The 14,218-nt window shown below is 41.8% G+C and carries 10 protein-coding genes and 2 pseudogenes; 1 reads left to right on the top strand and 11 read right to left on the bottom strand.

From position 1 onward, the window contains the following. Positions 1-101: 101 nt before the first annotated feature. The 11 genes and pseudogenes from ASD40_RS32770 to ASD40_RS32720 form a co-directional block, all read right to left on the bottom strand. A pseudogene (locus ASD40_RS32770) lies at positions 102-704 on the bottom strand (histidine phosphatase family protein). Between the two features lie 57 nt (positions 705-761). Next, positions 762-1,025: an NUDIX hydrolase gene (locus ASD40_RS38925; protein ID WP_235549472.1), complete on the bottom strand. Its 264-nt coding sequence runs from the start codon at positions 1,023-1,025 to the stop codon at positions 762-764. A gap of 401 nt (positions 1,026-1,426) precedes the next feature. Continuing rightward, positions 1,427-1,759, bottom strand: coding sequence for a hypothetical protein (locus ASD40_RS32760; RefSeq protein WP_057307319.1), 333 nt, complete (start codon positions 1,757-1,759; stop codon positions 1,427-1,429). Further along, positions 1,740-1,940, bottom strand: coding sequence for a hypothetical protein (locus tag ASD40_RS32755; protein ID WP_057307318.1), 201 nt, complete (start codon positions 1,938-1,940; stop codon positions 1,740-1,742). Before ASD40_RS32755 ends, ASD40_RS32760 begins: the two co-directional genes overlap by 20 nt. A gap of 307 nt (positions 1,941-2,247) precedes the next feature. Continuing rightward, positions 2,248-3,738 (bottom strand): glycoside hydrolase family 43 protein, encoded by a 1,491-nt coding sequence (locus ASD40_RS32750; RefSeq protein ID WP_057307317.1) that lies wholly within the window; start codon positions 3,736-3,738, stop codon positions 2,248-2,250. A gap of 211 nt (positions 3,739-3,949) precedes the next feature. After that, positions 3,950-5,273, bottom strand: a pseudogene (locus tag ASD40_RS32745) (transposase). Between the two features lie 378 nt (positions 5,274-5,651). After that, entirely contained in the window at positions 5,652-6,539 is an 888-nt protein-coding gene (locus tag ASD40_RS32740) for a carbohydrate ABC transporter permease (RefSeq protein WP_057307316.1), read from the bottom strand. A 19-nt stretch (positions 6,540-6,558) separates the two neighbouring features. Beyond that, positions 6,559-7,464, bottom strand: coding sequence for an ABC transporter permease (locus ASD40_RS32735; RefSeq protein ID WP_082562625.1), 906 nt, complete (start codon positions 7,462-7,464; stop codon positions 6,559-6,561). Between the two features lie 193 nt (positions 7,465-7,657). After that, a complete protein-coding gene (locus ASD40_RS32730) occupies positions 7,658-9,148 on the bottom strand; it encodes an ABC transporter substrate-binding protein (RefSeq protein WP_057307315.1) in 1,491 nt (496 codons plus the stop codon). A 75-nt stretch (positions 9,149-9,223) separates the two neighbouring features. Beyond that, complete coding sequence (locus ASD40_RS32725) at positions 9,224-10,849, bottom strand: response regulator transcription factor (protein ID WP_057307314.1); 1,626 nt, start codon at positions 10,847-10,849, stop codon at positions 9,224-9,226. 1 nt (position 10,850) lies between these two features. Continuing rightward, complete coding sequence (locus tag ASD40_RS32720; RefSeq protein WP_057307313.1) at positions 10,851-12,620, bottom strand: sensor histidine kinase; 1,770 nt, start codon at positions 12,618-12,620, stop codon at positions 10,851-10,853. A 406-nt stretch (positions 12,621-13,026) separates the two neighbouring features. Here ASD40_RS32720 and ASD40_RS32715 point away from each other — a divergent pair, with 406 nt between their 5' ends. Further along, complete coding sequence (locus tag ASD40_RS32715; protein WP_235549471.1) at positions 13,027-13,938, top strand: IS3 family transposase; 912 nt, start codon at positions 13,027-13,029, stop codon at positions 13,936-13,938. The last annotated feature ends 280 nt before the right edge of the window (positions 13,939-14,218 follow it).

The following is a 14,218-nucleotide window of genomic DNA, read 5'->3' as shown; positions in this document are numbered from 1 at the left end:
GGTGCCGTTCATGCAGGCAGTCTATTCTTGGGTATTTATTCAAATATCGTTACCTGTTAGTTTAATGATATTTGAAGAAGCCACTAACTAAAATAGTTCACTTAGTCAGTCCAAATTCGTTCTATATTTGGAGTATCCTTCATAAAGGAGAGGTGGAACACGTCTGGATAAGACAGGTTTCCCCACTCCTTATACCCAATCCGATCATCAAAATATTTCAAGAGCAGAGATATGAGATTTCCATGTGAAGCTATTATAATATTTTCAAACCGACTATTTAATAGTTCTTTAACCACAGCAATTACACGGTGCGTAGCTACATTGCTCGACTCGCCACCCTCATAAAACAAATCTAAATCGTAGTACGTTTGTCGAAGCATTTCACGCCAATCGGGGTGATTTTTTTCAGATAATATCCTTTCGGTCAATCGATTATCTGTTACAATTTCGATACCAAGTCTTTCAGCTAATGGAGAAATTGTTCGATAAGCCCTTTCATAAGGACTTGAAATAATATAATCAATGTTTTATCCATCCTTGGGACCGCGTATCACCGTTTGGGAACTTGAAATAATATAATCAATGTTTTTCGGTATAAGAAACTCAGTAAGTTTGTTTGCCTGATTTAGACCTAAATCCGATAATCGTGCATCAGCAGATTGTCCTTCTGCTTGACAATGTCTGACTATATATACATTTTTCAATTTAAAAAATACCTCCTAACAATCCGATAGTGAATCAGAGCATATGTTAGTATAGTTTTACAACATTTCAATATATTTTAAGTAAAATATAATTCCTGCTCTGTCTACATTGGAAAATTGGAGGGGATCCTCATTCATTAGTTGTCTTAATTCTTCTACGGTAATCCATCTGGGGTTCTTAGTTTCATCACCTAATTTTAATAACTCACCCTGTACCTTACAACGGAAGTACACACCAACCGTATCAAAGGGTCCATTAATGGTCTGATAAGCCCCGAAGGGTTTTATACATTCAACTTCAAAACTTGGATCGATACCCACTGTATCAATCCTTGTTTCCTCACCTTCAATTTCTACTACATCAAGCCCAGTCTCTCTTCCTTTACTTCTCTGATTCGTATTGTTCTATTCTCCCACCAGGAAGTTCAATCCGTTGAGATTCACCAGGTTTATTTCGTGTTTGAACTACAATTTCGATTGTTCCATCCAAAGTTCTTTCAATTATTGCACGAGAATTAACTAAAAACATACGTCATCACAGCACCCTTCTTTTTCTTCCATATAAATTTCTAGATTCTCCCAATAATCCCTCCATAAAAGCTATTAAATCCACACTCGTTATTACACTAATCTGCCCGTTACTTGAATGAACAAAAGGAGGAGCTGCCGCGAAGCAAGCCCCTCAACTATAGTTCTTCGTTGAACAAAGGCAATTGATTTAATTAATTGACTACAATTTCTTGATTATCACTTGTATAGCCTTTCACTTGAAAATTAGTTATTGGAGAATTTGTAATAGTAAACCAAATCGTCTTTCCACTAGTAGAAACTACCTTAGCGGGTTCACCATTAAAAGTTATTCCGATAATCTTTTCGTTTGTTATAACACCACAAGCTAAACCAATACCCCGATCAATTACATTTGTTACGTTCCAGGAAACACCATTTTGAGGGAACTCTTCAGCACTTCCTCCACCAAAAACCCATTTCCATCCATCAGTTTTTCGTTCAATGAATCCCTCGTTTAAACCACCTTTAGTTATATAATAAAACAACAACACCTTCATCAATTATTTCGATATGATGAATGGATTCATAAGTTATATTTGCGTTGCCCATTGCGGTTTTTATATCTTGAACTTGTTGGGCTTTTTCGGAAGAACAAGCCGCAAGAAAAATCAATAGTAAAACAGTAAGCATCAATACAGCAAACTTGAAAACCGTTTTCTGCTTCATACCATCCCCCCCATCTTATAATCATCTTTTCCTTTGAAGATCTTCCATAAAATAGGACGTTGAACAACTGAAAAGGTTGCGTTAACCTGCTCGTTAGTTTAATCTCCCATGCCCTGGATATGACTAAGGACTCCCTCCTCCTCCCTCCATACACAAAATTAAATAGGCGTTCACCCAATAGAGTGAACACCTATTTAATTTCAAAGCTTAATTTGTTACTTCAAGACTTTATTGTCTATTTCAATACTTTAATGTCCTTCAACGGTTTTGAAATTGACAGTTGAACTATAAACCATTAATGAAGCCTTTAAACATACTCGCACTTAAATTTAGAAAACTCAGCCAAAGAGTCTTCCCCATAGGCATATAATCCAATGATAACGCCTGTAAATCCTCCGGCAACTTCCGAAGATAGATATTTCGTGTGTGCCGTGCCTAAAAGAATGTCCTTGCCGTCCGCATGAGTGAAGAAGCTATATCGTTCAGGGCTTGCCCTTATAACCAGTGTGGCATGATTTTCACTTCCCAGGTCCACTTCATTTTCGATTGATTTGATATCCCCGATATTAAGGCGCTCGATAACTTTATACCCGTTCTCATCTTTGCGAATAGCCAAATCATAATGATGATGTTCATCCATATAGAGCGTGATGCCGGCCTCTCCGTTCGTAAGGCTTACATCGCAAGAGATTGTTACGTAAAAGTCTTTTTGGCGTATGCCGATAAATGTCGGGGATGCCGGAACATCCAGTGTCACTTCGGTTCCTTTCAGCTTTGCCTTGTCGAGTTCTAACAGATATTGTTCTGCAACAGGATGACGAAGATAGCACCAATCCAGATTCCAATCCGTGTTCTCGAACGTAAAAATCTTTTTCTCCTGCTGAATCACCGTGTTGAAGATACGATCAGTCTCGAAACTGGTAAGACTAGTGCCTTTATCTCCTGCCGTAAACCAGCCGTCCTCGCCAAAGGTAACCGGCGTAAGGAATACTTCGCGGCCAAGGTGATGATAGGGAAGCCACCGTCCAATCTGACGGAATCCCAAATGAAAGAGCCACCAATTTCCTTCGTGGTCCTGAATCAGGTCGCCATGGCCAACCCCTTGCAGTTCGTAACCACCCAAATTACGATTAGTCAGTACGGGATTCTTCGGATAGGCTTCGAACGGGCCGGAAGGGGAATCTCCCCTTGCATAAGTGACCATATGGCCATATTCGGTTCCGCCTTCAGCTGCCAACAGGTAATAACGTCCATAAACTTTAAACAAATGAGGGCTTTCCAAATAGCGCCCGCCTGATCCCTGCCATACCGAACGGCTCGGCGTCAGTTTGCCACCCGTTTCAATGTCAATTTCACACTGAACGATTCCGCCAATACCGTTATCGTCTGTCCCGTTGCTCATAAAGAAAGTCTTCCCGTCTTCAAAATACAAATCCGGATCGATTCCCCCTTGATCCACATAGATCGGTTCAGACCATTCCCCGTAAATATTATCAGTCCATATATAGAAATTCTGACGAGTGGTATCGTTGGTCGTGATCATATAGAACCGCCCGTTGTTGTACCGAATGGTTGGAGCGAACACGCCGCCGGAGCTATTCACGGTGCCCAGCTGAATCTGGCTTTTTCGGGTTAGGCAATGGCCGATTTGTCTCCAATTAATCAGATCCTTACTTTCAAATAACGGGACACCAGGAAAATATTGGAAAGAACTGCAAACCAGATAATAGGTGCCATCCACTTTGCAGATGCTTGGATCCGGGTAGAAACCTTTAATGATCGGGTTATTGTATCTCATTGATCCACCTCTTTTTTTAAATTCACAAATATAAGATTTCAATATGATAAGCAGATAAAGAAATTAAACACCATCGTACAAATGATTGCAATGGAGAGGGGTTGAAAGATCAGGTTAAATCCAATAAATTAATATATATGTGAATCAATTTCATAATGTTTTTGAATGAAGCTAGTGTTATCCGAAATTTTACGATCTATTTTTAAAAAAATTAAGCGGCAGCCTTGTGAGATTGGCTCTTTCTAACACGGTCTACTGTTAATTTGCATGCTGTATAAACTAAACAAGATAACTGAAAGTCTACGCTTGCTAGTTTTCCTCGATGACGGATATCATTGAGCTGAAAACACTCCTTCAGATAAGCATTTACACGCTCAACAGCCGTTCGTTTTTGTATAACTCCTAGTAACGATCGCTTCCGCGAGCTGGAACTGTGTATTTACGAATATCAGATTCGACTTTTACTTTGTGTACTTTCTGGCATTCTCTATCGTTAAATGGACAGCTCCCACATTCCTTTGGTGACGTGTACTTGAGCGTTTCATACTTTGGATCGAAACTATCGTACCTGTAGCTCTTTCCTTCTTTGCAGGTAGGGCGAAAATACTTATCTTTTCCTTCGATGGGTTGTTCATTTCGTTTGTTGTAATCGATGAGTGCTGAAGCTCCTAGGACCTGTACTTGCTGGTAAATGGGTGCGAGATCGTAGCCTGCATCTGAAAGCACGTAATTCACTTTGAGGTATGGATGAAACTCCCTCAGCGATTTGAGCAAAGGAATCGCCACTTTGCCATCATTGATGTTGCCTGAAGATAGAAGGGCCGTCAGGATATATTGACTTTTAGAGTCCACTAGTAGATGCCCTTTAAAGCCATACCAAAACACATTCTTGCCTTCTGAGTTCTTTTTAATGCCCCATTCAGGCGCAAGTGGAATCTGCTTATCTAGCTCAAAATACGAGTGTCGAAGCTGTTCCTCAACCTTTTTCTCAAACAAAGGCCGATTGGCTTCTAACTCTGCTTGCTCTTTCAACCATGATCCCTCTCGGTCTTGGACTTGCGTCCGCGCTTTTTCTTTGGAAGTTCAGTCGGCAATTCATCTGTGTTATCCGTGAATTCCACTTTCTTTTCCGGCTGGCGATCTCTGGCCTCGATATGAGTAGCATCCATAGCAACAATCGAAGCGTCAATAAATCCTTCTTGGAATGCCTGATGGATAAGCTTGTTATGTGTTTCCTGGAAGACGGCTGAATTTTGCAGTTTACGGATCATTCTCCTGAAAGATGCTTCACTCGGGATTCGGTCTGAACCGGTAAATCCGCATTGCGTGCTGAATTCCACACTTCGGGCCAATCTTTTAATGAGGTCTTTCATTGTTGGAATCCGTTCCATGACGCGAACGAACAAAGAAACTAACATTGCAGCATAATTTAGCTGCGTTGGTTTTCCGTTTAAGCTCTTTTTGGAAACTACTTTCAGGAAAGGCGAAATGTCGAGTGTTCCGAACACCAGGGTGTATGTATCTTTGGGTGACATTTCTAATAATTCGTGCAAGGAAAATAGCTCTTCTTAGCGAATACTATACATCGGGAGTTCAACCCTCTCTCAGGTGTGTGGTAGTGGTACTAAACACTTCGAGATTTGGGGAGGTACTCCCTCTTTTGCGTCTTAAAACTCAGGTGTGGTAAGGCTTTTGAATTATGAAATTCATTCATGTGATTTCAATAGATGTAGTCAGAAGCAACGCGTTCTTCATGATTGACAATGAGTTCGTCCTGCACGTGTTCACTCCTCCGACGTCGGCGTAACATTTGCAGATCGAAAGATGGCACATGGCGGCATGCGCCGTCTTTTATTTTTTTGGGAGAATAATCGGCCGATACCTCCAGTCCATGAAGAAGAACATCTGAACGCTTATTTCACTGAGCCGATGGTAATCCCTTTGATAAAATACTTCTGGAAGAACGGATACGCGATCAGAATCGGCAGAACTCCGATCACGGCAATAGCCATACGTACCGATGTGCTTGGAATTTGACCTATTTCATGGGTGGCGCGTCCAGAAATATTGCTGTTGCTTGTCAAGAACTGAATATCCTCCATCATCTTGTTAAGAATCATCTGAATACTAAAATATTTCGGATCCGTTATATAGGCTAGACCGTTGAACCAATCATTCCAATACGTAATCGCTTGAAACAAACCGATCGTCGCCATTATCGGTAACGATAACGGCAGCACGATGCGGTAGAAAATTTTGATTTCGCTCGCTCCGTCTATACTCGCCGCTTCAATCAGAGCAGACGGAATCGAAGTCCTAAAGAAGGTTCTCATGAGCAAAACGTTAAATCCATTCATCAGCAAACCTGGAAATAGCAGTGCCCAAATCGTATTTTTGATGTGAAAAATTTGCGTATAGATCAAATAACTCGAAACGAATCCGCCATTGAAAAGAAGCGTAAAGAATACGAGAAACGCCCATAAATTTTTCAGCGGCATATCGCTGCGGGACATCGGATAAGCAAGCATGGACGTGATCGTAAGACTTACAGCCGTCCCGAAGACCGTTATAAAAACGGTAATACCATAAGCCCTGCCCAGCTCCAACGCATGATTCCACAAATACTCATAAGCTTTTAAGCTGAATTCCGCCGGAAAGAAGGAGTAACCATATTGTATGATACTTTCTTCACTTGCTACGGAGGACATTATTAATAGAACGAAAGGAATAATACATGTGATGGATAGGGTCATCATGATGATGCTGGCGATCCATTGGTAGCTTTTGCTTTCAAATTGCATCGTTTCCCACCCCCGACAATTAGAATAAAGCATTCTCTTTATTTACTTTACGAACGATATAGTTTGATAAGATGACGAGAACAAAACCGACGATCGATTGATAGATGCCTGCTGCGGAGGACATGCCGATATCGCCAGCGTTCATCAGAGCGCGGAATACATACGTATCGATAACGTTGGTTGTTTCCGCTACGGCGCCGGAATTCATCGGCACTTGATAGAACAATCCGAAGTCGGCGTAAAAAATGCGTCCGATCGCAAGCAGAGTCAGTATCGTAATAACCGGTGTGATGAGAGGAAGTGTAATCGAGCGGATTTGTTGCCATCTGGAAGCGCCGTCTAACTTTGCCGCTTCATAATACTCCGGATCTATACTGATGATCGAAGCCAAGTATATGATGCAAGATAACCCAACAGATTTCCAAAAATGAACAATCGTCAGAATGAATGGCCAATATTTCGCTTCCGTGTACCAAGAAATTTCGCTAATGCCTAACATTGGCAAAATGGTCTTGTTCATAAAGCCGCTATCAATACTGAGCAGCGCATATACGAGATACCCAACAATAACGAAAGAAATCAAGTGGGGCAATACGATGATACTTTGATAAAAGCGGTTAAGAATTTTATTCCGGATATCGTTCAACAAAAGTGCAACCGCGATGGAGAGGATCGTCCCGATCACGATAAAAACTAGGTTATACATAATCGTATTTCTTGTAATAATAAAGGCGTCCGAGGTCTTGAACAAATATTCAAAATTCCTAAGACCAACCCATTCACTGCCGAGAAGCCCCTTCGAGTAGTTGATGTTTTTAAAAGCGATGAATATTCCGAACATCGGCATATAGTTGTTCACTATGAGGTATAATAAGCCTGGAATCATAAGAAGAAATAAAGGGAGATATCTCTTGAGCTTCTTCATGCCTGACATATTTTTCAAAGTTATTTGAGCTGCAGATGTATCATACATTTGACCTGTTTGTTCCACTATCATCAATTCCTTTTTTTATAAGATCCATGTAATTGGCTTGGTTAAAGTGCACGATCCAATCAACTATTCAGCCGATTGGATCGTGCATACAGGTTTCCGGTCGTTTTACCTATTCCATATTTTATTACTTGACGTTGTTCTCTTTCGCCCACTCATCCAATTGTTTTTGCTTCTCCTGGATAATTTTGTTGATACCCGCATCTTCAAGTTTCTTCAATAATTCTGGAAGAATTTTGTCTACATCCAATACACCGGTATTCAGAGGTGTTCCATATTCACCCAGAACCGCCGTGCATGCTGCAACTTCTGCTTTTACGGACTCAGCGTTAAACGAAAAACCTAGCGCCTTCGATTTGAGGGCCGTTTTGTTAAAATCCGCTAGTTTCTTGTATACTTCTGGATCATCGCCTTCGAAAACATAAGACAATAACTGATTGCCATGCATCCAACCGGAACCAGAATATCCAACATTTTCGGGATTAACACCATCCGGATACTTAATCATGTTCTGTTGACCATTTATTTTCACGTAGTGCTTGCCTTCAATACCCCAGTCGAACAAGTTCACGATATCTTTATCGGTATACATCAGATTCAAGAATTGGACAACTTTTTCAGGCTTCTCTGCTTTCGCTGATACACCCAGCATCACGTTCGTTACTGTGGTTGTCTTTGCAACTGCAGGAGTATATCTGACGACGGCCATTTCCTTTCCTATTCCTCGGTTCTCTTGAGCTTCGAATCCAGGTTTCATATTTGTCGTATGGCCTGCGATTTTACCTGCTTTAATAAGCGTTTCTTCGCTTTCTTTGGTAGTCGCGGCATCTTTCAAGACGTAGCCTGCTAGGTACCACTTTCTCATCGTCTTCAGATACTGAGCATATTCATCCGTAGCGAACCAGTTCACGACTTTCAAGTCGGATTGGCCGTTATTCAGCAATACTCCGAGGTTGTTATCCAGAGGGTCTATTGTACTGTAAGCAGAGGGTTTCATAGCCGCAATGCCTGGTTCTTTTTCTTTAATGACACGGAAGATCTTTTCTAAATCATCAAATTTTTTCACTTGGCTTAAATCGATGTTGTACTTCTCCACCAAATCTTTTCTAATGTCATATCCAAATTCTTGGGCCATATCGCGATTACTAGGCACACCATAGCTCACACCCTTAATTTTGGTTGCATTGTAGTAAGCCTGGCCCAAAGCATCCATAATGCCTTTGCCGTTTTGCTCCATTATCTGGCCAATCGGATAGAGTTTTCCAGTCGTAACTTGGTTGCTGTAGTTGAACATTGAAAACATGTCAAGCTTCTCGCCACTTGTCATCATCAAGTTGATTTGTTGATCCATTGCGCTGCCGTTGATAGGCAGAAATTTTACTTTAACATTAATTTTCGCTTTGGAAATTTTGTTGATTTCATCTTGTACCAATTGAAGGTCTTTCGGAATATTTCCCCAGAAAGGGAATGCGTAAACGACTTCGTACGGCTCTTCACTTGCGGCCTTAGAGCCTGAATTACCCGCATTCGTGCTTGCGCCGCCATTTGAGTTTCCTCCACAGGCTGAAACGAGTAGCACCAATGCCAGAAGAACACTTAACCAACCAAACTTTTTCATGTTACTCCCCCATATTTATTCATTTCGACTCGATTGCTTCGAATCTGTATTTATCGTATCACCTTCATTGGAAGCTTACTGCTCCATTTTCGACTTGTCATTTGCCCGATTTCGACTATTAAGCTGCCTATATTCATTGGGATTCATACGGGTAAGCTTTTTAAATCGCCTAGAAAAATGCGACACATTCGAATATCCGACATGGGCGGCAATCGCGGTCACAGTCATGTCCGATTTGGTAAGCAGCTCCTGCGCGATTTTGAGACGCTCCTGTACCAAATATTCCGTCACCGACATTCCTGTTTCCTTCTTGAAGGTCCTGTCCAAATAATCCGGATTCAAAAAGACATGGTTCGCGACTTCTTCTCGGGACATGTCCTGTGTATCCAGTTGGAGCGAAATATACTTGATGACTTTCTCCACGATGGATTGAGACTGTTCCACCGCCGTTACATACTGTATCGCTTTGCTGATCATGTGATTGATCCACGCGATTATATCCAACACGGAACGGGTCGCATCAGCTGTAAGATCCATAGAATACGTATCGCTGAACAACTGCCGGGCTTGAATACCTTTGAGCTTTAGCACGTAATACACCATCTGCAGGAAATCCTGCTGAAATTGATACAGCGTCTTCGCGTTCAATCCCTCCGTATTGATGAGGCGTTCGAGAAACGCCTCCGCTTCGGCGAGCAGTTTTTGCTCCGATCCATCTTTCAGCATGACAGACCATAGGTTCATATCCGGCGTCGGGATAACGGCGCATGAATCGGCTTGTCCGCTTAACAAAAATGCTTTGTTATTGCAAGCGACATTATTTTTCTCCAGTAGGGATAATTGATGCATCACCACGGACAATTCGTGGCTATATCCTGGATGTCCGATGTAGCATGAGATATCGCAATAGAAAAACCGGTTACAAGAAGCGATATAAGATTCGCAGCTTTGTTTTAGCTTTTTCATCGTCGGGTTTTCCCCTTCAAACGGTAAAATAGCAAGCAGTTTTCTTTCTGTTAATGTAATGATTTGGCCGTTCCGCTGGGCAAGAATCACCTCTTCGGCACAATTTTTTAAAGCGAATTCTAGGAGCTTCTCATCGCGCAAATTCAGTTCTTTATAGTACCGCTGCACACTGATCAAGATAGGGATGAATTTCATCTGCTCCGAAAAGGGAATGTTCCTTTCCTCGGCAGCGTTTTTGATCGCCTCAGGGTTCGGAGGGATCGACTGATGAATGATATCCAGCCAAAACCGCTCGACAAGAAGCGGTTGATGCTGGAACCAATAGTGGCCGAACTGGCTGTAGTGCATTAATTCGCTCTCTTTGTTGATTTTATCAATGACTCTGACAACAATGTTCTCCATATCATCCGGCGGAACCGGCTTCAACAAGTAATCAAAGCTTCCTAACTGTACAGCCTGCTGGGCAAATTTGAAATCGGCATGACAGGTCATGATGATTGATACTGTCTCCGGATAATGGTCCCTTACCCATGACATTAACTCCAGCCCATTCCCTTGAGGCATTTCGATATCACAGAACATAATGTCAATCGAGTGACTGTCGAATTTTTCTTTAGCTTGTCGGATATTATAAGCGGTAAAGACAGACGTAACACCGAACTTTTCCCAATTAATCACAGTTCTTGCCGCTTCTGCGACGAGGATTTCATCATCCACTATAAGCAGTTGAAGCATTTTAAAATTCCCCTTTTCTGATATCCGGTTGTAAAGGCACCACGATCTCGACTTCAGCACCTGAAGGAGTTGCATTCGCAAATGAAATTTGTGCCCTGTTTTGATACAGTAATCGAAGCCTTTGCTGAACGTTCCATATTCCGATATGGTCTCCTTCTTCGTCCACTATACGCATGCTTTTGCGTATCTCCTTCAGAACGTCGTCGTTGAAACCCTTTCCGGTATCTCGAATCCTAATTAGCAAACAGGGCTCCTCCGAACAGCTGTGCAATTCAACCCGAATCGACAGCAGGATCGGCTCATCCATCGTAACCGCGTGCTTAATTGTATTCTCGACAAAAGTCTGGATCACCAGAGGAGGCACGGGAGTAGGAAGAAGAAATTCGGGAGCCTCGATATCGCACTTCAAATAGTCGGGAAATCTTAACTCCTGAATCCGGATATAGTTGCGAACATGCTTCAGCTCATCGTTTAAAGCGACATAGGTCAGATTGCTCTTGAACATATAACGGAAATACTGGATTAAACATAACGACATTTCTTCCATGAGCGCAATATTTTTCGTCCGTGCAAGCGTATATAGTATATTAAGCGAATTCATATAAAAATGGGGATTAATTTGGAGCTGTAAATGCTGAAGCTCAGCCTTTTGTTTATTCAACTGTTCCTCATAAACATTATTTTTCAACTCTTGAATTTGGGACATCATATTATTGAAGGTATCGTTAACGATTTGAAACTCATTCGAGGTGGGAAACGGCTGAATACGGACGTCCAGATTTCCGTCCCTGATCCGCTTCATGGCTTGTAGCAAACGATTGATCGGTATCATCAAGGATCTTCTCAAGAACAAAAAACAAATCGGCAACAAAATGACCGACCCGAGAGGAATGAAAATAATGATTTTTCGCAAGTTTGGCAAATTTTCGAGTATTTTCTCATCCGGTATAAACGCAAATAAGCTGAAATTACCTTTTGAGGAATGTTCGGCAACCGCCAAATAACGATTGTCGGTTCCGGTAAGATAAAAGTTGTGAAGGTCTTGATTTAAATCAATTTCATTATTATACACGAAGTCTGGGTTGACCATCGGCTCACCGCGGTCGGTCACAAACAAAGATGCTCCCTTTTCGCCAATATTTATTAACCTGAGGGGCATCATTAAGTTGTCCATTTTGATCCATGCGCCGACAAAAGTATCATTTTCTTTCAACAGCCGAAACAGGTAATAATTGGCCTGAAATCGCTGTACAATCCAGCCATTTTGATATAATTTTTGGGGGGCGGCATCGGTTTTGGACGCCTGTTCGATATATGTCCTTACGTATTGCCTCTCCTCAAAAGTTGTTCTTGCTGAAACCGCCTCTATATAATCATCCCCGGGGACAGAGTAGATAAAGAAGCCGTCTATCGGTTGATAGGATAGAATGTTCGTTATCTTGTTGCTTAGCCGTGTAATGGCCAAATAATAACGGTCCTTGTCTTCAGCAAAGTACCTCAAGTCTTTCCAATCCGCATCCTCTAACACGAGTCCAATCAAATACTCGTCGACAACCTGTAAACTATTATCGATCTGTCCCATGTATAGCGATAGTAGGTTTTTGTTGGATTCGGCAATCTGATTTCGGACGACATGAACGGCGTAATCACTCAAATACATGAGCAGCGAGATCAGAGGCACGAGGATGAGCAAAACGGCGATGACTAGCTTGAAGCGAATCGAGTTCCAGGAAATACGTGGAATACCGCCGATCTTTTTTTTTGCAGCCATTATTTTCAACCCCTTGTCTTCTTTATATACATCAGTACTTTCACTCGGATTTTCCACTGATGTTTTTGAACAAATCTGTCACAGTGCTTATTCTCATCGAAAAAGATCCGCTTCAAGACATTCTGTTCCATTTGTTCATCTTATCAGAAAACACAAAGAGGATGAAGAAACTCTCCACACGTGAACGTTGGAACGACGGTTGATTCGATACCTGAGCGGCTGACGAGCGACGCTTCGTTCTGGTGTGAGGCTGAGAGTAATAACCAAGGGCTTCGGCGGGAACAAGATCGCAAGCCGAGGCACAAATTAAGCTCCTTGAGGTCGAGAATGAGTTCTTAAAAAAGCTGGAAGCGCTCGAAAAGCAAAAGATGCTGAGGAAACATTAACACCCTCCGAGCGCTTCCAGTTGGTCAATCAGACCATTCGTCAACATGGATTACAGCGTATGACGCGCTACCTTTGTAAGCTTACAGGTGCTGTCCCAAGTAGTTATTACAGATGGTTACGAGCTGAAGAATCGCGGCAGCTCAGGGCGTTTGCAGACGAACGTGACGGTTACCTTATTAAAGAGCACTACTTTGCATTGAATGGAAAAGCAGGAGCTCAGGCGATTAAAATGAGATTAGAACGCAAGAGTTGCGTCGTTATGAACCACAAGAAGATCCGAAGGTTAATGAGTAAGTTTAATCTCGTTGCGACCATTAGGCGTTCTAATCCATACCGTAAAATGGCTAAATCGACACAAGAGCACCAGACATGTCCAAATCTATTGAAGCGCCAATTTGACCAAGGAGAACCAGAGAAAGTATTGCTTACAGACATTACCTATCTACGTTATGGGAATGGGCAATGGGCATACCTCTCTTGCGTTAAAGACGGTGCGACGAAACAGATACTAGCTCACTATCTCTCATCTTCGTTAGAGCTCTCTATTGTCGAGCAAACAATTTACAGACTCCTAGAGCGATTGGATGGTAATATTCATCCTGCAGCCATCTTTCACTCGGATCAAGGCATACACTATACGCATCCTAAAATCCGAAACTTAGTAAGCAAAGCAGGATTCATCCAATCCATGTCTCGCAAAGGTAACTGTTGGGACAATGCATCAATGGAATCATTTTTCGGTCATATGAAAGATGATCTGACATACAAAGATTCAGAATCACTACACGAATTAAGAGCACGTGTGGACGATTATATTTCGTATTACAACTCGGAACGTTACCAATGGGGATTAAAAAAGATGACTCCTGATGAATTCGAGGCCACTGAAAAACTGACGTTTTTTCGGAAGATCATCGATTTTATATGTTGAAGTCAAATAAAAAACGAAAAAATCCGTTTAAAGCCCTCTCACAGGCTGAAAACGGATTTTTTTGTGTTCTGAAAGACTATTTAAATTGTACTTAAGACTTTTTCAGTGGTCTCGATGAATTCAGAAGCCACCTTTTAGCGGCCTAATTAGGCCATGGGGGTTTTTCTTTTAAAACGTCCACAATTAGGGTCACAGTTCATGTGCAGTCCTTGGGCTGCTTTTTTCTGTTCTTCAACTATCGTTTCCCGTTAGCGTAATGTTCAATTACCAGTATAACCCT

The organism is Paenibacillus sp. Root444D2, from assembly GCF_001426375.1.
GTDB lineage: Bacteria > Bacillota > Bacilli > Paenibacillales > NBRC-103111 > Paenibacillus_E.
The sequence above is the reverse complement of the archived record's forward strand: the minus strand, read 5'-3'. Positions and strand labels throughout refer to the sequence as shown.